This window comes from Mesorhizobium sp. M0437 (genome assembly GCF_040321335.1).
In the GTDB taxonomy this organism is placed as follows: domain Bacteria; phylum Pseudomonadota; class Alphaproteobacteria; order Rhizobiales; family Rhizobiaceae; genus Mesorhizobium.
In genome coordinates, this window is sequence record NZ_JAMYRK010000009.1 from 13,922 (window position 1) to 35,723 (window position 21,802).

Here is a 21,802-nt window from a genome sequence, read left to right on the forward strand (position 1 = left end):
GCTACATCCGCACCCGTTCCGCCTTCGGATCGTACATCGGCTTGAGCGAGGCCTCGGCGGCAAAGCGCTCGCCGGCGATCTCGATCTCGTAGGACGACGACAGGACATCCGCCTCGCTCTCGCCCTGGCACGGCACGTAACCAAGCCCGATCGCGCCGCCGAGATGATGGCCGTAATTGCCCGAGGTGATCGGACCGACGATCTTGCCGTCGCGCAGGATCGCCTCATTGTGGAAGAGCAGCGGCTCGGTGTCGTTCAGGCGGAACTGCACCAGCCGGCGTGACAAGCCGGTTTCTTTCTTCTTCAGCACCGCATCGCGGCCGAGGAAGTCTCCCTTGGCGGTCTTCACCGCGAAACCCAGCCCGGCCTCCAGCACATTGTCCTCGTCGGTGATGTCGTGGCCGAAATGCCTGAACGCCTTTTCGATGCGGCAGGAATCCAGTGTGTGCAGGCCGCATAGCTTCAGGCCGACGTCGGCGCCGGCTTCTTGTATCGCCTCGAAGACGTGGGCGGCCTGGTCGGTCGAGACATAAAGCTCCCAGCCGAGCTCGCCGACATAGGTGACGCGGTGGGCGCGGGCCAGGCCCATGCCGATTTCGATCTCCTGAAACGTGCCGAACGGATTGTTCCCGTTGGAGAAATCGTTGGGGCTGACCTTTTGGATCAGCTTCCTCGAATCCGGGCCCATCAGGCAAAGCACGGCTTCGGCAGCGGTCACATCGGTGATGACGACGAACTCGTCGGCAAGGTGTTTTCGCAGCCAGGCCAGGTCGCGCTGCAGCGTGGCGCCGGGCACGACGAGCAAGAAGGCTGTTTCGGACAATCGCGAGACGGTGAGGTCGCTCTCGATGCCGCCGCGCTGGTTGAGCATCTGGGTGTAGACGATCTTGCCCGGCGTCACGTCCATGTCGTTGGCGCAGAGCCTTTGCAGGAAGGCGCAGGCGTCGCGGCCCTCGACGCGGATCTTGCCGAACGAGGTCATGTCGAACAGGCCGACGCCGTTTCGGACCGCCAGATGCTCCTCGCGCTGGTTGTCGAACCAGTTCTGCCGTTTCCAGGAATAGCGGTATTCGCGCTCCTGGCCCTCCCGCGCAAACCAGTTGGCGCGCTCCCAGCCGGCGACCTCGCCGAACACCGCGCCGCGCGCCTTCAGATGTTCGTGCAGCGGCGAGCGGCGGACGTTTCGCGAGGTTGCCATCTGCCGGTACGGAAAATGATCGGCATAGAGCAGGCCGAGCGTTTCGGAGACGCGCTCCTTGAGATAGCGGCGGTTCTTCTGGAACGGCTGGGCGCGGCGGATGTCGACCTCCCAGAGGTCGAAGGGCGCCTCGCCGTCATTGATCCATTGCGCCAGCGCCATGCCGGCGCCGCCGGAGGAGACGATGCCGATCGAATTGTAGCCGGTCGCCATCCAGTAGCCGGAAAGCTCCGGCGCCTCGCCGAGATAATAGCGGTCGTCGGGGGTAAAACTCTCGGGGCCGTTGAAGAAGGTGTGGATGCCGGCGGTGGCCAGCATCGGCATGCGGTTGACGCCCATTTCCAGGATCGGCTCGAAATGGTCCATGTCCTGCGGCAACTGGTCGAAGCAGAAATCCTCGCTTATGCCGTTCATGCCCCAGGGCTTGGCCACCGGCTCGAACGCGCCGAGCATCATCTTGCCGGCATCTTCCTTGTAGTAGGCGCACTCGTCCGGCACGCGCAGCACCGGCAAGCGGGAAAGGCCGGGGATCGGTTCCGTGACGAGATAGAAATGTTCGCAGGCGTGCAACGGGATGGTGACGCCGTTCCGGGCGCCAAGTTCGCGTGCCCACATGCCGGCGCAGTTGACGACGATATCGGCCTCGATCAGGCCTTGCTCGTCGCCCTGCACCCAGGAAACGCCGGTGACGCGGCCGGCCCTGGTATGCACCTTGGTCACCTTGACGTTCTCGACGATCGTCGCCCCGCGCTGGCGCGCGCCCTTGGCCAACGCCATGGCGATATTGGCCGGGTCGCACTGGCCGTCGAGCGGCAGATGCACGGCGCCGACCACATCGGAAACATTGAGATGCGGGTACATCTGCTTGACTTCGTTGGGCGAAATCTCGCGAACATCGATATCGAAGGCGCGGGCGAGAGATGCCTGCCGATAGATCTCGTGCTTGCGCTCCTCGGTCAGCGCCACCGTGATCGAGCCGACCTGGCGCATGCCGGTGCCGACATCGGTCTCGGCCTCCAGCTTGACGTAGAGGTCGGCCGAGTATTTCGCCAGCCGCGTCATGTTCTGCGAGCCGCGCAGCTGGCCGATCAGGCCGGCGGCGTGCCATGTCGTGCCCGACGTCAGCTGCTTGCGCTCGAGCAGCACGATATCGGTCCAGCCGAGCTTGGCCAGATGATAGGCGACCGAGCAGCCGGAGACGCCGCCACCGATGATGACCGCCCTCGCTTTGGGAGGAATGACCTTGGTCGGAATGGTTTTGGTGGGCGAGGCGTTCATGCGGCCTCGCGACCATAGCTGGAGGCAAAGCGGCGCAGGCGCGTGGCAGCCTCCATCAGTACCGGCTCAGGCTGGCAGAGGCTGAAGCGGATGTGGCCGGCGGCGGCCTCGCCGAAGCTCGAGCCGGGCATGACGCCGACATTTTCCTGGTCGAGGAAGGCCCAGGCGAATTTTTCGTCGTCCGGCTCGATCGCCGATATGTCGAGCATGACGTACATGCCGCCTTCGGAGCCGCGCACGGTGATGTTGTTCATGCCGCGCATGGCATCGAGGACGACGGTGCGCCTCGCGGCGTAGCGCTCGGCGATTTCCTTGACGCCGTAGCCATTTTCGAGCGCCTCGGCGCAGGCGAGGCTGATGAAGGCCGGCAGGCCGTAGGTCATCACCAGATTGAGGTCGGTCAACAGCGAGACCATCGATTCCGGCCCGGTCAGCCAGCCCATGCGCCAGCCGGTCATGCCGTGGCTCTTGGACATCGAATTGATGACCAGCGTGCGTTCCGCCATGCCGGGCAGCGAGCGTGGTGAGACGTGCTCGCCGCCGCCCAGCGTCCAGTAGACCTCGTCCGACAGCAGCCAGAGGTCATGTTCGCGGCAGATCTGCGCCAGCTCTTCCAGGCGCTCGCGCGAATAGACGGCGCCCGTGGGATTGTTCGGCGTGTTGATCAGGATGGCGCGGGTGTTCGGCCGGAGGGCGGCGCGGATGTCGGCGGCGCGCGGCTGAAAGCCATCCTCGGCGGGGGTCTCGACGACGCTGAACTCGGCGCCCGCCGCACTGAAGGTGTTGGGATAGGTGGCGTAATAGGGCGCGACGACGATGGCATGGTCGCCCTGGTCGAGAACCGCTTGAATGGCCGCGTAAAGCGCGGCCTGCCCGCCCGGAGTGGCGATGACCTGGTTGGGGCTGGTCGCAACCCCGGTGCACCGCGTCGAGGCCGCCGCCATCGCCTTGCGCAGGCGTGGAACGCCGGCAAGCGGCGTGTAGTGGTGATTGCTGGCGCGAACCGCCGTCACGCAGGCTTCGATCGTCTCGCTCGGCGTGTCGAAATCATGGTCGCCGACCGACAGCATGATGATGTCCTCGCCGGCCTGCTTGCGCGCCCAGGCAGCGGAATGAACCTCCCAGCCATCCTTGCCCGAAGGCACGATGCCGGAAATGCGCGAAGATGGCTTGGGCATTATGCTGCTCCCGAAATTTCATAACCGGCCTGTTCGAGCCGGTCGCGCAGCGCGGCGATGTGGGCCGGTCCGACTTCGCAGCAGCCGCCGACAATGCCGGCGCCGGCCTCGACCCAATCGACCGCCTGGCCGGCATAGGCATCCGGATCGAGGTCGTGGCGGGCGTGCAGCACTTCCACCGTACCGCCATGCTTGAGCGCCTCAATCGAGGTGAAGCCGTTGGCATAAGCGCCGACCGGACCGCCGAGAGCGATCAGTTCGGGCAGCGCTGCAGCGATCGCTTCGGGCCGGCAGCAATTGATCAGCCGGGCCGCGACGGGCAGGCCGGCAAGAGCGCCCGCCGCCGCCGCAATAGCTTCGCCGCTGCGCAGGCGCGGCGTGCCGTGGTCGGCAAGCGTCCACGACACCCATACGGGCTTGCCGCTTTCCGACGCCGCGGTGACGGCGGCGCGCGCCTCTTCGGCCGACGCCATGGTTTCGCACAGAAACAGATCGACGCCGCCCGCCTGCTCGGCAACGATACGGCGATAGATGTCGAGCGTATCCTGGAAGGATATCGTCAGCGCCGGCGCATAGCTGCCGAACAGCGGCGACAGGCAGCCGGCGATCGCCGCGTCGCCAGCCTGGTCGCGGGCTTGCCTTGCCAGTTCGATGCCGCGCTTCTGCAGGGGCTTGAACAGCTCTTGCGCGCCTTCGCGTGCCAGCCGTTCCGGCGTGGCTGAATAGGTGTTGATGGTGATGACGCGGGCGCCGGCGCGGATGAATTCCGCATGCAGGTCGCGCACCAGATCCGGTTCGTCGATCAGCACCCTGGCCGACCACAGCGGCGTCGGCTCGGAACTGCTACGGCGGACCAGCTCCTGGCCCATGCCGCCATCGGTGAGGATAACAGTCTTCATGCTCTGAGCCTCTCGTTCTTTGGATCCCATAACGGCTCATCCCTCTGCACGACCGCCCGAAAACGTTCGCCGAAGATCTCGATCTCGACCGCGGTTCCCGGCTCGGTGAGGTCGGCGCGCAGCATGCCGAGCGCGATCGACCTGTCGATGCGATGACCCCAGCCGCCGGATGTCGTCTCGCCGACGATCCGGCCGTCATGCCACAGCGTCGACATGGTGGGCGCATCGCAGTCGCCGGGGTTTTCGACGACCAGCGTGACGAAGCGTTTCTTTACGCCCTGCTGCTTCTCGTTCTGCAGCGCCGCCTTGCCTCGGAAGTCGGGCTTGTCCCATCTGACGAAGCGCTCCAGCCCGCCCTGCAGGATCGAATAGTCGGTCGACAGGTCACCCTTCCAGGTGCGGTAACCTTTTTCGAGCCGCAGCGAATCCAGCGCGTACATGCCGAACGGTTTCAGGCCGTGCTTCTGGCCAGCTGCCCAGAGGGCGTCGAAGATGGCTGCGGTATCGTCGACCTTGCTGTGGACTTCCCAGCCGAGCTCACCCGCGAAGGACACGCGCACCAGCTTTGCCCAACGTCCGGCGATACTGGTTTCCTGATGCGTCAGCCAGGGCAGGGTGAGGTCGGCCGCGCAGAGTTCGGCGAGGATTTTTCGCGAGTTGGGGCCGGCGAGGATCTGGGTGGAGTATTCCTCCGTCCGGTCGACCAGCTTGAAAGTGGCGTCCTTCGGGATGCGCGATTTCAGCCATTCGAAATCATGCCACTGAGCCACCGCGGCGGTGATCAGCGTCATCAGGTTCTCGTCGTGGCGGACCACCGACATTTCGGTGACGATGCGGCCCTTGTCGTCGGCAAAATAGACGAGGCCGATGCGGCCGGGTTTCGGCACCAGGCCTGTCACCTGGAGGCTCAGCCATTCGGCGGCACCCGGACCATCGAGATTGAAACGGGAAAACCCCGGCAGGTCCAGAATGCCGGCGGCATCGCGGACGGCGATGCATTCCTCGCGCACACGATGCTGCCACGGCCCGTCGCGGCGGAAGGTCAGCGTGGATTCTTCGGAGATGTCGTCGCCTGGCTTGGCATACCAGGTGGCGCGTTCCCAGCCATTATAAGCGTCGAACCGAGCGCCGAGTGCCTTGATGCGGTCGTGGAGCGGCGACAGCTTGCGGTCGCGCCCGGCCGGCCAGGCATGGCGCGGGAACTGGATGGCATATTCGTTGCCGTAGATCTCCATGCCCTTGGCGACGCAATAATCCGGGGCCGAGGCAAAGGCGGTGAAACGGCGCGGATCGCACGACCACATGTCCCATTCGGTCTGGCCCTCGGTCACCCATTCGGCCAGCACCTTGCCGGCGCCGCCGCCCTGGGCGATGCCGAAGGTAAAGACGCAGGCCTCGAAGGCGTTGGGCACGCCGGGCATCGGCCCGATCAGAGGGTTGCCGTCCGGCGCATAGGGGATCGGCCCGTTGATGACCTTGGACAGGCCGGCGGTGCCGAGGATCGGCACGCGGGCGACAGCATCGGCCAGGTAATGTTCCAGCCGGTCGAGATCGTCGGGAAACAGCTGGAACGAAAAGTCGTCGGGCATCGGGTCGTTGTGGCCGACCCAGTGGGCGCGGCAATTGCGCTCATAGGGGCCGAGGTTCATGCCGTTCTTTTCCTGGCGCAGATAATAGGACGTATCGACGTCGCGCAGCAGCGGCAGCTTCTTGCCCTGTTCCTTCGACCACGCCGCCAGTTCGGGGATTTCCTCGAACAGGATATATTGATGGCTCATCACCATCATTGGCACCTCGCGGCCGAACATCCTGCCGACCTCGGCGGCGCGGTAGCCGGCGGCGTTGACGACGATCTCGCAGCGGATCTCGCCTTGCGCCGTCTCGACCACCCACTCGTGATTGTCTCGGCTCACGCCGGTGACCGGACAGAAGCGGATGATCTTCGCGCCCATGTCGCGCGCGCCCTTGGCCATTGCTTGGGTCAGTTGCGCGGGGTCGATATCGCCATCATTCGGATCGTAGAGCGCGCCTTTCAGCTCATGCGTCTCGATGAAGGGGTAACGGCGCTTGATCTCGTCGAGCCCGACCACGTCGATATCCATGCCCTGGTAGCGGCCCATGCCCTTGGCGCGCTGGAATTCCTGCATGCGCTCGATCGTATGGGCAAGACGCAGGGAACCGGTGACGTGGTAGTTCATGGGATAGCCGACCTCGTCGGCCAGCCGGCGATAGAGTTCGGTCGAATATCGCTGCAGGTTCATCAGCGACCATGACGAGGAGAAAGTCGGCACGTTGCCGGCGGCATGCCAGGTCGAGCCGGAAGTCAGCTCGTTCTTCTCCAGAAGCACGCAGTCGGTCCAGCCCGCTTTGGCGAGATGATAGAGCGAGGAGGCGCCGACGGCACCGCCTCCGATGATCACCACGCGTGCCGTGGTCGGCAAACCGGCCATGTTCTTCTCCGACTATTTGTTTTGATGCATGTCGTTGTCCCAAAACCGCCACGCACTTTTGGGCGACATGCATTCGTTCAATAGACGGGCGGCGAAACCACCCAGATCACCACAGCCGGTTCCGCTCCAGGATTGCGCCAGCGGAACGGCTTGCCGTCGAAGCGAAAGGAATCGCCTTCGCCAAGCCGGTGCCAGACGCCGGCAATTTCGATGTCGAAACTGCCGGAAGCGACGTAGCCGGCTTCCTCGGTCGGCCGGCGCGACTCGGTCTGCAGCTCGGCACCCGGGGCGAAGACCGAACGCAGCATCTCGAAGCTACCGCCGAGATCGGGCGACAGAAGCTCCTCCACCAGGCCGGAATCGCTTGTGCCAAGCGTGCGCCGGTTGCCGGCGCGCACGACCACGCCGCGCTCGGTCTCGACAGGTACGTCATGGCTGAAGAACAGGCTGACCGGCACGCCGAACAATTCGGCGAAGGCCCTGAGATCGCCGAGCGACGGGACCGACAGACCGCGCTCGACCTGGCTGACCCAGCCGACGGAACGGCCGAGCTTCAGTGCGATTTCGGCAAGCGTCAGGCCGCGCGCCTTGCGCAACGCGCGAATGTCGCCGGCCAGCAGCCGTTCGCCGCTGTCCTGTTCCGATCTGGCGGCGGTTGAGGGCAAAGCCATCCCTGTCTTGGTGAAAAATTCCCAGCAAATTTCATTTGATGGCGGGTTCATGAAAAAATCAAGAGGATTTTCACGAAATCACAAGATTTACTTGCGCCATTTTGACGGTTCGGGCAAAGGCTCGGCGCACGAGCGGCGAGTGGGGCGTCCGGTCGAGGCGGGTAGGCTATCGGGCGTTCAAAAAGACGCGCAAGGATGCTCCATCACTTCTAGTCGGCGCATGATCCTTCCGGAAAATCGGGTTCGGGATCATACGCAAAAGGACGGCCCATGCTGGAAAACAACTCCCGGATTGCGGCGGCGATCGTCGATGACGCGATCACCTCGCGGCGGTCGGTACGCGCCTTCTTGCCCGATATGGTCGACGACGAGACCATCCGCGATATTCTCGCCGTTTCCGCGCGCGCGCCCTCAGGCACCAATATGCAACCCTGGAAGGTCTATGTGACCAAGGGCGAGGTCAAGCAGCGCATCACCGACGCCATCCTCAGCTCGGGCATCCGCGCCGAAAAGGCCGAGTGGGACGAGTACCGCTACTATCCCGACCAGTTCTTCGAACCCTATCTGACGCGACGGCGGGCCAACGGCTTCGGCCTCTACGGCGTGCTCGGCATCGGCCGGCGCGAGGTCGACAGGATGCGTGCGCAGCACGACCGCAACTTCGTCTTCTTCGACGCCCCGGTCGGCATGATCTTCACCGTCGACCGGCGGCTGAACAAGGGGTCGTGGATCGACTACGGCATGTTCCTGCAAAACATCATGGTCGCCGCGCGGGGCAGGGGCCTGCACACCTGTCCGCAAGCCGCCTTCGCGCCCTATCACCGGCAGATCAGGCCGGTGCTCAACATTCCCGACGAGGAGATCGTCGTCTGCGGCATGGCGCTCGGCCATGAGGATACGTCCAAGCCCGAAAATGCCTTCCGCACCGACCGCGCGCCGCTGGAAGAGTGGGTGACGTTCGCGGAGTGACGTGAAGCGCCGTCCGGCTCTACTGCACTTCGTAGCCGACTTCCTCGCTCGCATGGCAGAGCGCTTTCCAGAACGAGCGGGCAAACGAGCGGAACACATAGATGTCGAACTGATCGGCGCCGGTGCGCTGGATTTGCGCGAAGATGTCGTGATGCATGGTCGAGCGGCCGGCGCCGATCGGGAAGGCCGGCAGCGCGAAGTCGATTGCGAAGAATTTCGCCAGCACCCACTCGGCCTTCGGCCCGGCGATACGGATCGCGGTGCGGCCGTGCGAAAGGTCGGTCACCGTACCGATGGCCGAAGTGACGACATCGGCAAAGGCCGGCGCCAATCCCTCGGCTTCATCGACCACAGTGAACTTTCCCGGCGCAAAGCCGAACACCGACCTGGCGCCGTTCGTCACACCGCCACCGGCGCCGTCGGGCAAAGCCAAGCCGGTGACCGCATGGATGCCGGCCATCAACGTCTTCTCCTCGCCAGGCCAGGCGGCGAGCTGCAGGATCGAACCCGGCCTGGTTTCGGAGAGGATGATTTCGACACCGTGCTCGAAATTGCCATGCGAGCCCGGATGCAGCACCGGCTCAAGCGGTGATTGGCGCTCAACCATGCATGCGGCTCCCGTCCGGATCGAAGAAATGGTTGGAGACGATCTCGACCGGCCCGAACCGGTTGCGCAGCGGGTCGGAAACGTAGGCACGCGAGCCGCGCCGCGCCTTGCCGCCCTTGACCAGGGCAAGCGCGATATATTTGCCGAGCGCCGGCGAATAGCAGCAGGCGGTGATATGGCCAAGCGAGCCGTGCGGATTGGCTTCGTCAAGCTCCTCGACGATGTGTGCGCCGCCATTGAGCGGCTGGTTGTCGAGCGAAACAATACCGACGAGTTCCAGGCGGTCGGGTGCGATCAGCCCCTCGCGATCCATCATCGCCGAGCCGATGAACGACTTCTTCTTCGACAGCATCCAGTCGAGATGCAGGTCGCGTGCCGTGGTACGGCCGTCGATCTCGGCACCGGTGACGTGGCCTTTCTCGATGCGCATGGTGCCCAGCGCCTCCAGCCCGTAGGTCACCAGCCCGAACGGCTTGCCGGCTTCGATCAGCGCCTCCCAGACATGGGTGCCGTAGCCGGCGCCGGAATAGACCTCGAAGGCCATTTCGCCGGAGAAGGACAGCCGGCAGATCATCACCGGCACGCCGGCGATTTCGCCGTGGACGATGCCCATGAAGGGCAGGGCGGCATTGTCGACGGCGGTGCCGCTGACGCAAGCAGCCAGTAGCTGCCTTGCCTTCGGCCCACCGATGGCGGCACCGGCCCATTGGTCGGTGACCGAGGCGACGTGGACTTTCAGCTCCGGCCAGATCACGTCGAGGAAATATTCCAGATGCTGCATCACCTTGCCGGCATTGGCGGTGGTGGTGGTCATCAGGAAATCCTGCTCGCCGAGCCGCCATGTGGTGCCGTCGTCAAAGGCGAGACCGTCCTCGCGCAGCATCAGCCCATAACGCGCCTTGCCGACGGCCAGCGTCGAAAACACGTTGGTGTAGACGCGGTCGAGGAATTCCGCCGCGTCGGGGCCTTGCACCGCGATCTTGCCCAGTGTCGAGACATCGACGATGCCGGCGCTCTCGCGCGTGGCTCTCGCTTCGCGCACATAGGCCTGCTCGATCGTCTCGCCGGGATGGCCGTAGATCATCGGCCGATACCACAGGCCGGCCGAATACATGGTGGCGCCGTTGGCGACGTGCCAGTCATGCATCGGCGTCAGCCGCTCGGGCTTCAGATCGCCGAAGCGTTCGGCGGCTAGCGAGCCGATCGATACCGCCGAAAAGGGCGGGCGAAAGCGCGTCGTGCCGACCTCTGGGATCGGCTTGCCGAGCGCCTCGGCCATGATGGCGAGGCCGGGTATGTTGGAGCTCTTGCCCTGGTCGGTTGCCATGCCGAGCGTGGTGTAGCGCTTCAGATGCTCGACCGAGACGAAGCCTTCGCGATGCGCCAGCCGCACGTCATCCGCCGTCACGTCATGCTGGAAGTCGACGAAACTCTTTCCCTTGGCCTTGATCTCGAGCACCGGCGCCGGATCGGGATCGCCAGGTGCTGCCTCGACGGCAGGCAAGGCCGCCGGCGTGGCGGTTGCGCCCGCTGCGGAAAGGCCGGCGGCGCGGCCTTCGGCGATCGCCTCGGCGGTGGAGAAACTGCCGGTGAAGGCGCCGGCGCCGATCCATTGCCGCGTCGTCGGCTTGGGCGGCAGGAACGCTTGCAATGCTTCGTTCCATTCCGCTCTCGCGCCGGCCTGGCTGGCCAGATGAATGGTCGGCGACCATCCGCCCGACATCAGCAGGCAATCGGCGTGGATGCTGCGCGCTTCGCCGGAAAGCGCGCCGTTGACCATGTCGAAGCGCTGCACCTTGAAGCCGGAAAGCGCCTTGCCGCCCTCGGTGGCGATTACCGCGTGGCCAGAAAGGATCTCGGCCTCCGCTTCGCCGGCCAGCTTGCGCATTTCGCTCGAAAGTTCTGGGCGCACGTCGACGATGGCGACGACGACGGCGCCGGCCTTCTTCAGCGCAAGCGCGGAGCGATAGGCGCTGTCATTGTTGGTGAACAGCGCGACCCTGTCGCCCGGCAGCACGCCATATTCATTGGCAAAACGCTCGGCAGCATGCGCCAGCATCACGCCTGGCCGATCGTTGCCCGGAAAGACCAGCGGACGCTCCAGGGAGCCGGTGGCCAGCACCACCGACTTGGCGCGGATCGTCCAATAGCGATGGCGCGGCTCGCCCTTGCCGGCCTTTTCCTTGTGGTCGGTGACACGTTCGAGCGCGGCAAGCGTGTTGCCGTCATAATAACCCCAGACAGTAGTGCGCGGCAAAAGGCGGATATTATCACGGCCTTCAAGCTGACCGGCGGCGCGCGCTGCCCAGTCGGCGGCCGGCATGCCATCGATCGTCTCGCGCGACCAATTGGCCGAGCCGCCGAAATGCGGCTCGAGCTCGGCCAGGATGACGCGTGCACCCTGATCGGCAGCCGCCCTGGCGGCCATCAGCCCCGCCGGGCCGGAGCCGACCACCAGCACATCGCAAAACGCGTTCATACGTTCGTAGCGCGCCGTATCGGGAGCCGTGCCTGCCTTGCCCAGGCCGGCGGCACGGCGGATGAAATGCTCACAGAACATCCAGAAGCGAGTGCCCTTCAGCGGACCGATCACCGGTCCCATGAAGGTTTTGTAGTAGAAGCCGGCCGACAAAAGCTTGCCGCCGAGCTGGTTCACGGCACTGACGTCCCAGGCAAGCGAAGGGAAGCGGTTCTGGCTGACTGCGGCCAGCCCGTCATAAATTTCGACCATTGTGGCGGGGATGTTCGGCTCGCGAACCTCGCCCCTCAACACTGTGACCAGCGCGTTCGGTTCCTCGACGCCGGCGGTCAGCACGCCGCGCGGGCGGTGATATTTGAACGAACGCCCAAACAGGGTGACGCCGTTGGCCAGCAGCGCCGAAGCCAGCGTGTCGCCGGCATGGCCGGTATAAGGCGCGCCGTCGAAGGTGAAACGGATGGTCCGCAGCCGGTCGATGCGGCCGCCGGCCTCGGTACGGCGCGGGCTCATGGCTTGTCCTCGGCCCGGTGCCGCGCAACCGAGTTGTGGTCGCCGCGCGCGAACGCGGTGCTGGAGATCTCGTGCGTTAGCGTATTGCGCACGACCCTGAGATGGGCGCGGCAGCCGCCGGAATGCTGCCAGATCTCATTGTGGTCGCCGGCCGGGTTAAGCCGGTCGTAGACATAGGCGTTCCAGGCGTCGAGGTTCTGCGAGGCGGGCTGTGGGCGCTGGCGGTTGCCGTCGCCCTGATAGGTGAATTCGATCACGTCGCGCGGGCCGCAATAGGGGCAGGTGATGAGCATGGATCTCTTAAACTTCTCGTTTGACCATGATCTTGTCCGAAAACCGGTTTCCACTTTTCGGGATCATGGCCTAATGCAGCCGGGGCGTGGCGCCCTGGCCCTTGTCGTCGATCACCAGGCCACGGTAGAAGCGGTCGAGCGTGAAGGCCGCGTTGAGACCGTGCGGCTCGTCCTTGGCAATGGTCCAGGCAAAGCACCAGCCGGAAGCCGGCGTCGCCTTGAAGCCGCCATAGCACCAGCCGCAGTTGAGATACATGCCCGGCAGCGGACCGGTGGTGATGATTGGCGAGCCGTCCATCGACATGTCGCAGACGCCGCCCCATGAGCGCAGCATGCGGACACGGGCCAGCCCAGGGAACAGCGCCAGCATCTCGCTCATCACCTCATCGACGATAGGCAGGCTGCCGCGTTGGGCGTAGCTGTTGTAGCCGTCGAGATCGCCGCCATAGACAAGCCCGCCCTTGTCAGATTGCGACATATAAAAATGGCCCATGCCGAAGGTCAGGACCGTATCGATGAACGGTTTTAGCGATTCCGTGACGAAGGCCTGCAGCACGTGGCTCTCGATCGGCATCGTCTCGATGCCGGCAAGCCGCATGACCCGCCCGGTGCTGCCGGCAACCGCGACCGCTACCTTTTTTGCGCGGATTTCGCCGCGCGTTGTCGTGACGCCGATGATGCGGTCGCCGTCGCGCAGGAAGCCGGTGACCTCGCAATTTTCGATGATGTCGACGCCGCGGCGATCTGCGCCGCGCGCATAGCCCCAGGCGACGGCGTCGTGGCGGGCGGTGCCGGCGCGCCGCTGCATCAGGCCACCGACGATCGGGAAACGCGCGGTGGCGGAGACGTCGAGCGCCGGCACCAAGCGCGCGATTTCGGCCGTGGTCATCAGTTCGGCGTCAACGCCGAGATGGCGCATGGCGTTTCCGCGCCGGGCATAGTCGTCGAACTGAGCAGGTGTGTGGGCGAGGTTCAGGCAGCCGCGCTGCGAGAACATGACGTTGTAGTTGAGGTCATGGGCCAGGTTCTCCCACAGCTTCATCGAATGCTCGTAAAAGCGCGTGTTGGCCGGCAGGAGATAGTTGGAACGGACCGCCGTGGTGTTGCGGCCGACATTGCCGGAACCGAGCCAGCCCTTCTCCAGCACCGCGACATTGGTGATGCCGTGCTCCTTGGCTAGGTAGTAGGCGGTCGACAGGCCATGGCCGCCGCCGCCGATGACGATCACGTCGTAGGACGCCTTCGGGTCGGGCTTGCGCCAGGCCGGCCTCCAGTCCTTGTTTCCGGTCAGCGCGTTCTTGAGAAGCGAAAAGGCCGAATATTCCGCCATTCTTATTGTCATCCATTTCAGGCTTTGCGGCAGACTATAGAGCAGGCCGCCAACGCAAAGCCAAGATTGCGCCATCGCTTTTCGACTCCCCGACTTCGACTGGATTGGCCGACTTCGATTGGCGGACTTCGAAAACGAGCCGCCTGGCATGACTTGCCCCGTGATATGAGCGTCTTTATCAAGGACGTGCTTCAAAACTGCCGCTGCCGTCCGCGAGTCGCCAGAAAAATCATGTTCTTTCGTTTACTCCGCCTGGTCCTGATCGCTGCACTTGTTGTCTCGGCGCCGCCGTCGCTCGTTACTATGGCGCAGGCACTCGGGCAGGGCGCCGCCGGGTTGATCGCCGACCAGCAGAAGGTCATCCAGAGCCTGACGGCCAAAACCGACGGTCTCGAGAAGAAGATACAGCAGGATGGCCAAGACGATGCCACCCTCGTGGAAATCCGCCTGCAATTGGAGGATCTGTCGCGGGCGGCGCTCACCAGCGCGCTGGCGTTCCGCTCGCGTCTCGGCGATATCAACGATCGGATCGAGACGCTGGGACCTCCGCCGGCCGCGGGCCAGCCGGCCGAGCCCGACATCGTGACCGGTGAACGCCAGGCGCTGGCTTCCGAAAAAGCCGAGATTAACGCCGTCATTGCCAGCGCGCAGAACCTGTCGATCCGCATCAGTGGGCTGATCGAGAAGATCGGCAACATGCGCAGCGAGCTGTTCCGCAATGTGCTTACCAAACGCTACGTGCTGTCCGATGCGCTTAGCCCCGAAGTCTTTTCCGACGCCAACGCTGAGTTTTCCGGCTTCTATAAGGCGGTGTCATCCTGGCTGAGCTTCGCCTTCAAGTTCAAGTTCCAGGCCATTCTTGCCGCGACTTTGATGGCGCTCGCATTCGCTGCAGTGCTTTTTATCGGCGGCCGACGCCTGTTCGGCCGCGTCTTCGAAGCGGATCCCTCCGTCGAGGACCCCTCCTATCTCAGCCGCCTGTCGGTGGCGTTCTGGTCGACGTTGCTGCCGACGCTGGCGGTCGGCGCCTTCCTTGTCTCGACGATCTTCTTCTTCGATTATTACAATGTTTTACGCGGTGACATCGGGATCTTCCTGAATTCGCTGGTTGCCGTTATCGCGGTGGTGTTCTGCGTCAACCGCCTGACCAACGCAGCGCTCGAGCCCCGACTGCCGAACTGGCGTTTGATCCCGGTCGAAACCGGCCCGGCGCGTTGGCTGGTGCGGCTGACGACCGCCATGGCTGTCGTCATCGGCAGCAACAACTTCCTGTCTGTCGTCAACGACAAGATGGGCTCGCCACTGTCGCTGACCATCGCCAGAAGCTTCATCGCCACCATCGTCGTCGGCATCATCCTGATCCTTATGGGCCTGCTGAAGCCGTTCAAGGCCCCCGACGGAAGCTGGCGCCCGTGGCCGGCGTGGCTGCGCTACACCGCCGTCGCGCTAGGCCTATTCACCATCGCATCGGCACTGCTTGGCTATATCGGCCTTGCAATTTTCGTCTCGCTGCAGGTCGTGGTCACCGGCACCATCCTGGTCACCGCCTATATCGGCTTCCTGTCGGCGCGAGCGATCGGCGAGGAAGGTGGTTTCGCCAAAACTTCGATCGGGCGCTGGCTAGCGGCCAATTCAAGCTACGAAGATGCCGCCCTCGACCAGCTCGGGCTTGTCGTCAGCGCCGCCATCAACATCATGATTGTGCTGGTGTTCCTGCCGCTGATCCTGTTGATGTGGGGCTTCCAGCCCGGCGACATCCAGGCCTGGGCCTACAAGCTGGCGACCGGCCTCACCGTCGGCTCGGTGACGATCTCGGTCACCGGCATTCTCACCGGCGTCGTCGTCTTCATCATTGGCTATTTCCTGACGCGCTGGTTCCAGGGCTGGCTCGACGGCTCGGTGATGGCGCGCGGCCGGGTCGACACCGGCGTGCGCAATTCGATCCGGCTGGCGGTCGGTTATGCCGGTGTCGCGGTCGCGGCACTGGTCGGCATCTCGGCGGCCGGTATCGACCTCTCCAATCTCGCGCTGGTCGCCGGCGCCCTGTCCCTCGGCATCGGTTTCGGCTTGCAGAATGTCGTCTCGAATTTCGTGTCGGGCCTGATCCTGTTGGCCGAGCGGCCGTTCAAGGTCGGCGACTGGATCGTCGCCGGCGACATCAGCGGCACGGTCAAGAAGATCAGCGTGCGCGCCACCGAGATCGAGACGTTCCAACGGCAATCGGTGATCCTGCCCAATTCAAACCTGATCAACAATGCGGTCGGCAACTGGACGCACCGCAACAAGCTCGGCCGCGTCGACATCAAGGTCGGCGTTGCCTATGGCAGCGACGTCAAGCACGTGCATGGCGTCCTGTTGGAGATCGCACGCAGCCATCCGCTGGTGCTGAAGAACCCGGAACCCTTTGTGCTGTTTTCCAATTTCGGCCCGGCCGCGCTCGAATTCGAGATCCGCGTATTCCTGGCAGACGTTCTTAGTGGCAATATCGTCCAGAACGACATCCGCTTTGCCATCTTCGATGTGTTCGCCGACCAGCATATCGAAATTCCGTCGACACCGCGCGCCGTCGTCGAGACCAAAAAGCACGAGGCGTGGCCGATCGACGACGACAAGATCGAAGTCGAATTCGCCGAGCGGGAACAAGCAAAAGCCCTAGCGGCGGTCGAGGCGAAACGTCTCGCCAAGTCGGGACGCAAGGTACGGAAGCCCGATCCTGACTAGCTGTTTGGAGCTTGCCTTCAAGCCTTCGGAAACCAATTGCGGCATGAATGCGGCATTCAGTTGCCGTTCAGCTTGCATTACATATAAGCTCACCTGCAAACGGCGAGAATGCCTTGCGAAATGCAACAGAGGCGGTGGCAACACCGATACTGCAAAATGTGGAAGTCTCTCGTCGCCGCCGTCGCTTTTCTGGCCGTGGGCGGTTCGGCCCATGCCGCCAGCGCGGTCAACAAGGACGCCGAGACCCGCACGCTGATCGTGACGGAAGGCGGCGGCAAGACCGAGCTGGCGCTGGCCGCTGGCGAAACCGTGGAATTTTGCCCGAGCGGCTGTTTTGTTACCTTGCCGAATGGCGACCTCGAGGCGCTGACCGGTTCGGAGACGATCGAGATCTCGGGCGGCGTCGCGCGCATCAAGTAAAGTCGACGCCATGATTTTTGAAGGCCGGGCAAACGCCCGGCCTTTTATTTGCTTCCGGTAATCGGCGATGAAGGTATGCATTTTTCTTCGAAGCTGCGCAGGACGGGCTCTAGCAGTGCCTTCGTACCGAGCAGGGCGAAGGCTTAGGTCTAACTGCATTCGACGGGCTGGTGGCGCGGGCTTTTTTGGCGATGTCGCAAACAGGCTGCAAGCGCGGCGCCGCGCCGCCCTATAGTCTGCTCGCATAGCATCTTGGAGTCGCGGGCAATGGCAGGGTTTCCGGAAAAGACGAAGGTCGTCATCGTCGGGCTGGGCGGCATCGTCGGCGCATCGGTCGCCCATCACCTGATCGAGCGCGGATGGGACGATATTGTCGGCATCGACAAATCGGGCATCCCGACGGATATCGGCTCGACGGCGCACGCTTCCGACTTCTGCTACACGACCAGCCATGATTTCCTGTCGTGCTGGACGACGCTCTATTCCATCGATTTCTACGAAAAAATGGGTCACTACGCGCGCATCGGCGGCCTCGAGGTCGCCCGCGTCGGCGACGACGCCCGCATGGCGGAGATCAAGCGCAAGATCGCCTCGGCGAAGGCCTTCGGCACACGCGCCCGCCTGATCGATCCCGCCGAGATCAAGGAAAAATTCCCGCTGATCGAAGAACAGATGGTACAGGGCGGCCTGTGGGATCCCGACGCCGGCCTCGTCATCCCGCGCTCGCAGACCGTCGCCGGCAAGCTTGTCGATCAGGCGGAAGCTTCCGGCAAACTCAGGGCGTTTGCCAATACGTCGGCCAGGTCGCTCGTCATCGAGAACGGCCGCATCAAGGGCGTGGTGACCGACCGCGGCACCATCGAGGCCGACTATGTCGTGGTCTGCACCGGCATCTGGGGACGGCTGATCGCGGAAATGGCGGGCGAGGACCTGCCGGTCATGCCGATCGACCATCCGCTTACCTTCTTCGGGCCATACACCGAGTTCGCCGGCACCGGCAAGGAGATCGGCTGGCCGCTGCTGCGCGACCAGGGCAACTCAGCTTACATGCGCGATACCGGCGACCCCAAGACCGCCGAAGGCGGGCAGATCGAATGGGGTTATTACGAAGAGACCAATCCGCGACTCTGCCATCCGCGCGATATTCTCGAGAAAAACGAGGCGCGGCTTTCGCCGTCGCAACGCGATCTCGACATGGAGCAGATCCTGGCGCCGCTCGAGCGCGCCATGGAACTGACGCCGATCCTGGGCGAGCTGGGCTACAATGAGAGCCATTCCTTCAACGGCCTATTGCAGGTGACGGCGGACGGCGGCCCCTCGATGGGCGAAAGCCAGAAGGTCAGGGGCCTCTGGTATGCGGTGGCGGTTTGGGTCAAGGACGGCCCCGGCATGGGCAAGCTCATCGCCGACTGGATGACGGACGGCCGCACGGCGATCGACCACCACGCCATCGACTATTCGCGTTTCTATCCGCACCAGACGAAAGAACAGTTCATCTGGGATCGCTGCACCGAAACCGCTATGAAGGTCTACAACCCAGCGGTCCATCCACGCGAGCCCTTCTCCAAGGCTCGCAATGTCCGCCGCTCGCCCTTCTGGGAGCGCGAGAAGGAACTCGGCGGCTATTTCATGGAACTCGGCGGCTGGGAGCGCGCCCATGGCTACGCCGCCAACGAGCATCTGCTCGAGAAATACGGCAACCGGGTGCCGGTGCGCCAAAACGAATGGGATAACCGCCACTTCTGGCGCGTCTCGAACGCCGAGCATCTCGCGATGAGCGAGGATTGCGGCATCGTCAACCTGTCGCATTTCGCCATGTACGACGTGGAAGGCCCGGACCATGTCGCGCTGATGGAATGGCTGTGCGCGGCAAAAATCGGCGGTGACGGCAATATAGGCAAGGGCATCTATACCCATTTCCTCGACGAGGAAGGCATGGTGCGCGCCGACCTGACCGTCATCCGCATGGCCGGCCGCTGCCGCGTCATCGACGGCGCCGATGCCGGGCCGCGCGACTTCCAGTACATGCGCCGGACGGCAGAGGACAAAGGCTTCGACGTTAGCGTCACCGATGTGACCGAGAGATATGTGACCGTCGGCATCTGGGGTCCGAACGCGCGGGCGACATTGAGCAAGTGCGTGGAAAACCCCGATGGGCTGACGCCGGAGAATTTTCCCTTTGCCGCGATCAAGCCCGTCAGGATCGCCGGCAAGGACGTGACCGCCTTCCGCATCTCCTATGTCGGCGAGCAAGGCTGGGAACTGCACATGCGCTACGACGACGGCCTAGCTGTCTGGGACGCGCTGCGGTCGACCGGCGTGATGGCCTTTGGCGTCGAGACCTATGCCAACAGCCGCCGCATGGAGAAGAGCCTGCGCCTGCAGAATGCGGACCTGTTGACCGAATACAATCTGCTGGAAGCCGACCTTGCCCGTCCGAAAGTCAAGGAGGCCGATTTCTGTGGCAAGGCAAAGCATCTGGAATATCGCACCCGGGCGCATCAGCCGGCCATGCTTTGCACGCTTATCATGACCGACAATACCGATTCCAATGGCGTTCTCCGCTATCCGGTCGGCACGATGCCGGTGATGGACCCGCAAACCGGTGAGACGCTCGTCGATGAGCTCGGCCGCCGCTCCTTCACGACCTCGGTGGCCTATGGTCCGACCCTCGGCAAGAACATCGCGCTCGCCTACCTGCCCTGGGCGTATTGCCAGGAGGGCCGCAAGCTGAGCGTCGAATATTTCGGCGAGAAGTACCCGGTCGAAGTGGCCGCCGTCGGCTACAGGCCGCTCTACGACCCGGAGAACCTCAATCCGCGCAGCTAAGCGTTGCTTGCCTGCCGGTTCTCCACACAGGCAAGCCGAGCAGTGCCAGCAGGACCCTGAATGCGGAAGCCCGATTCATCGTCGGGCTTTTCGCTTTGTGGAGCGATGATTCTCGCTTACCGTCGCGCTGCGATTAGGGGGTGCCTTTGCGGCGGATCGGCTGGGACAGAAAAAACGATACGCTTGTGTTTCAACTGAACCGGAATATCCCGGTTCGCGTCAGCTGGACCTTCGCAATTCCCATTGTGCTGCCCTTCCTGAACGAGTGGGCGAGCCGACCCAAGGATGCACTGATCCATACCTCTATCTTTGCAGCGCTTCTGTTTGCGTCGATATTTCTGCACGAACTGGCACACGCCTGGATCGGACGCCGACAAGGCGTCGCCACCGACAGGATAGAATTATATCTCTTCGGCGGGCTCACGCGTTTCAAACGCGCCGCAGCGCCATCGCCGGCCTGGGCGCGGATTGCGATAGCGGGTCCCCTGGCGAACGTCGCGCTCGCCGCGTTTTTCGATGCGGCCTATTATCTGGTTTTTGGAGAACTCATCCCAGTTGCGCCCGAAAGGCCATTCGGGTGGCTGCCGTCAAGGTCGGCCGGTCCTCTGGAATGGACGCTTTGGATTGGCGCATTATTGAACGTGTCACTTATCATTCTCAACATCCTGCCCGCCTACGATCTGGATGGCGGCGTGATTGCAAGACATTTGTTCCTGAGACGCTTCGGCGTCCGCCGGGCCGCGCAGATCGTCGGCATCTGCGGCATCGTACTTTCAATTCTGCGTTTTGCGATCATCTTGCCTGCCGCGGTTGCAGGTATTCTGTTGTGGCTTCCGCCGTCATTCAAGCCGAACTGGACGGCAGCGCGCGGGGTCGGTGCTAGAAAACCGAAGCCGGACCCATCCTCCGAGACGGATGTCGAGAAGGCCGTGGAATGGCGGGGACGGGGCGGGCGCCGCATCCACAAATGAAATTCGTTTTCCGGCGGTTCGCAAAAATGTGACCGGATGAGCCCGGCTCTCCGCCGGGCTTTTCTCTTTGTCGATCGGCGATTTTCGCTTACCGTGCGGCATGTCTGGTTTTGCCCGTGCAAGACATCTCGTCTCGGGTGCCGCCGCGCTGGCGTCGGTGCTATGGCTGACTGCAAACTCCCGCGCCGCCGAGCCGGTCGACGTCGAACTGGTGCTGGCAGTCGACGTTTCGCTGTCCATGTCGCCGGGCGAGCTCGAAATCCAGCGTCATGGCTATGCGGCGGCGCTGACGCATGACGATGTCCTGCAGGCAATCGGCGAAGGCGCTCATGGCAAGATTGCCGTCACCTATGTCGAATGGGCTGGCGCGACCTGGCAGCAGGTCGTGGTGCCGTGGACGGTGATCGCCAATCGTGCCGACGCCGAGCGGCTGGCAGCGCAGCTTTCCGCTCATCCGCCGGCCAGTGCCAGGCGCACCTCGATCTCCGGCGCGCTGGAATTCGCCAGCGATCTCTTTGCTGAAAGCGGCTTCCAGGGCGTGAAGCGGGTGATCGACATTTCGGGTGACGGCCCCAACAACCAGGGCGCACCTGTCGATATCACCCGCGACGCCGTGATCAAGCAAGGCATCACCGTCAACGGCCTGCCGCTGATGACCAGGGGCGGGTTCAGCAGCGCTTACGATGTCAACAATCTCGACCGCTACTACAGCGACTGCGTCATCGGCGGGCCGGGCTCCTTCATGATCCCGGTCAATGACTGGACGCAGTTTCCGGAGGCCATCCGTCGCAAGCTGGTGCTGGAGCTTGCCGGTCCGGCCTCGCCGCAGCGAGCGGCGGAAGAGGCGGCGCATCCGCCATTGGTGCTGGCACAGGACATCCCCGTCACCGACTGCCTAGTCGGCGAAAAAATGTGGCGCGACCGCAGCTGGATGTACGACAGCCGCTGATGGCGGAGTTTGCTGTCGATGGTGACATACCGCAGTGCAGCATCTGCTTC

15 protein-coding genes are annotated in these 21,802 nt (G+C 63.7%); 6 read left to right on the top strand and 9 right to left on the bottom strand.

Annotated features, from left to right (window positions below; all coding sequences use genetic code 11):
* Window position 1 precedes the first annotated feature (1 nt).
* The 5 genes from NKI72_RS08280 to NKI72_RS08300 form a co-directional block, all read right to left on the bottom strand.
* Entirely contained in the window at window positions 2-2,476 is a 2,475-nt protein-coding gene (locus NKI72_RS08280; protein WP_352831080.1) for a GcvT family protein, read from the bottom strand.
* Window positions 2,473-3,654: a pyridoxal phosphate-dependent aminotransferase gene (locus NKI72_RS08285; protein WP_352831078.1), complete on the bottom strand. Its 1,182-nt coding sequence runs from the start codon at window positions 3,652-3,654 to the stop codon at window positions 2,473-2,475. The genes NKI72_RS08280 and NKI72_RS08285 overlap by 4 nt, the downstream gene beginning before the upstream one ends.
* Entirely contained in the window at window positions 3,654-4,553 is a 900-nt protein-coding gene (locus tag NKI72_RS08290) for a homocysteine S-methyltransferase family protein (RefSeq protein WP_352470270.1), read from the bottom strand. Before NKI72_RS08290 ends, NKI72_RS08285 begins: the two co-directional genes overlap by 1 nt.
* Window positions 4,550-7,003 (bottom strand): GcvT family protein, encoded by a 2,454-nt coding sequence (locus NKI72_RS08295; protein WP_352831076.1) that lies wholly within the window; start codon window positions 7,001-7,003, stop codon window positions 4,550-4,552. The genes NKI72_RS08290 and NKI72_RS08295 overlap by 4 nt, the downstream gene beginning before the upstream one ends.
* 77 nt (window positions 7,004-7,080) lie before the next feature.
* On the bottom strand, window positions 7,081-7,674 hold the full coding sequence (locus tag NKI72_RS08300) for a helix-turn-helix domain-containing protein (RefSeq protein WP_352500968.1): 594 nt from the start codon (window positions 7,672-7,674) through the stop codon (window positions 7,081-7,083).
* A gap of 270 nt (window positions 7,675-7,944) precedes the next feature.
* Between NKI72_RS08300 and NKI72_RS08305 the strand changes: the two genes are divergently transcribed.
* Complete coding sequence (locus NKI72_RS08305; RefSeq protein WP_352500967.1) at window positions 7,945-8,643, top strand: nitroreductase; 699 nt, start codon at window positions 7,945-7,947, stop codon at window positions 8,641-8,643.
* Window positions 8,644-8,662: 19 nt separating this feature from the next.
* On the opposite strand, the gene NKI72_RS08310 is transcribed toward NKI72_RS08305, so the two are convergent.
* From NKI72_RS08310 to NKI72_RS08325, 4 genes are all read right to left on the bottom strand, one after another.
* On the bottom strand, window positions 8,663-9,250 hold the full coding sequence (locus NKI72_RS08310) for a sarcosine oxidase subunit gamma (protein WP_352452120.1): 588 nt from the start codon (window positions 9,248-9,250) through the stop codon (window positions 8,663-8,665).
* A complete protein-coding gene (locus NKI72_RS08315; RefSeq protein ID WP_352831074.1) occupies window positions 9,243-12,239 on the bottom strand; it encodes a sarcosine oxidase subunit alpha in 2,997 nt (998 codons plus the stop codon). The genes NKI72_RS08310 and NKI72_RS08315 overlap by 8 nt, the downstream gene beginning before the upstream one ends.
* Complete coding sequence (locus NKI72_RS08320) at window positions 12,236-12,532, bottom strand: sarcosine oxidase subunit delta (RefSeq protein ID WP_023676536.1); 297 nt, start codon at window positions 12,530-12,532, stop codon at window positions 12,236-12,238. The genes NKI72_RS08315 and NKI72_RS08320 overlap by 4 nt, the downstream gene beginning before the upstream one ends.
* A gap of 70 nt (window positions 12,533-12,602) precedes the next feature.
* Entirely contained in the window at window positions 12,603-13,862 is a 1,260-nt protein-coding gene (locus tag NKI72_RS08325; RefSeq protein ID WP_352831280.1) for a sarcosine oxidase subunit beta, read from the bottom strand.
* A gap of 231 nt (window positions 13,863-14,093) precedes the next feature.
* Between NKI72_RS08325 and NKI72_RS08330 the strand changes: the two genes are divergently transcribed.
* From NKI72_RS08330 to NKI72_RS08350, 5 genes are all read left to right on the top strand, one after another.
* A complete protein-coding gene (locus NKI72_RS08330; RefSeq protein ID WP_352831072.1) occupies window positions 14,094-16,583 on the top strand; it encodes a mechanosensitive ion channel family protein in 2,490 nt (829 codons plus the stop codon).
* Window positions 16,584-16,739: 156 nt separating this feature from the next.
* Window positions 16,740-17,003, top strand: a complete 264-nt coding sequence (locus tag NKI72_RS08335; protein ID WP_352452117.1) for a hypothetical protein — start codon at window positions 16,740-16,742, stop codon at window positions 17,001-17,003.
* A 267-nt stretch (window positions 17,004-17,270) separates the two neighbouring features.
* Window positions 17,271-19,832, top strand: coding sequence for a GcvT family protein (locus NKI72_RS08340; RefSeq protein ID WP_352850040.1), 2,562 nt, complete (start codon window positions 17,271-17,273; stop codon window positions 19,830-19,832).
* A 146-nt stretch (window positions 19,833-19,978) separates the two neighbouring features.
* A complete protein-coding gene (locus NKI72_RS08345) occupies window positions 19,979-20,803 on the top strand; it encodes a site-2 protease family protein (protein WP_352831069.1) in 825 nt (274 codons plus the stop codon).
* 100 nt (window positions 20,804-20,903) lie between these two features.
* Window positions 20,904-21,752, top strand: coding sequence for a DUF1194 domain-containing protein (locus NKI72_RS08350; RefSeq protein ID WP_352831067.1), 849 nt, complete (start codon window positions 20,904-20,906; stop codon window positions 21,750-21,752).
* The last annotated feature ends 50 nt before the right edge of the window (window positions 21,753-21,802 follow it).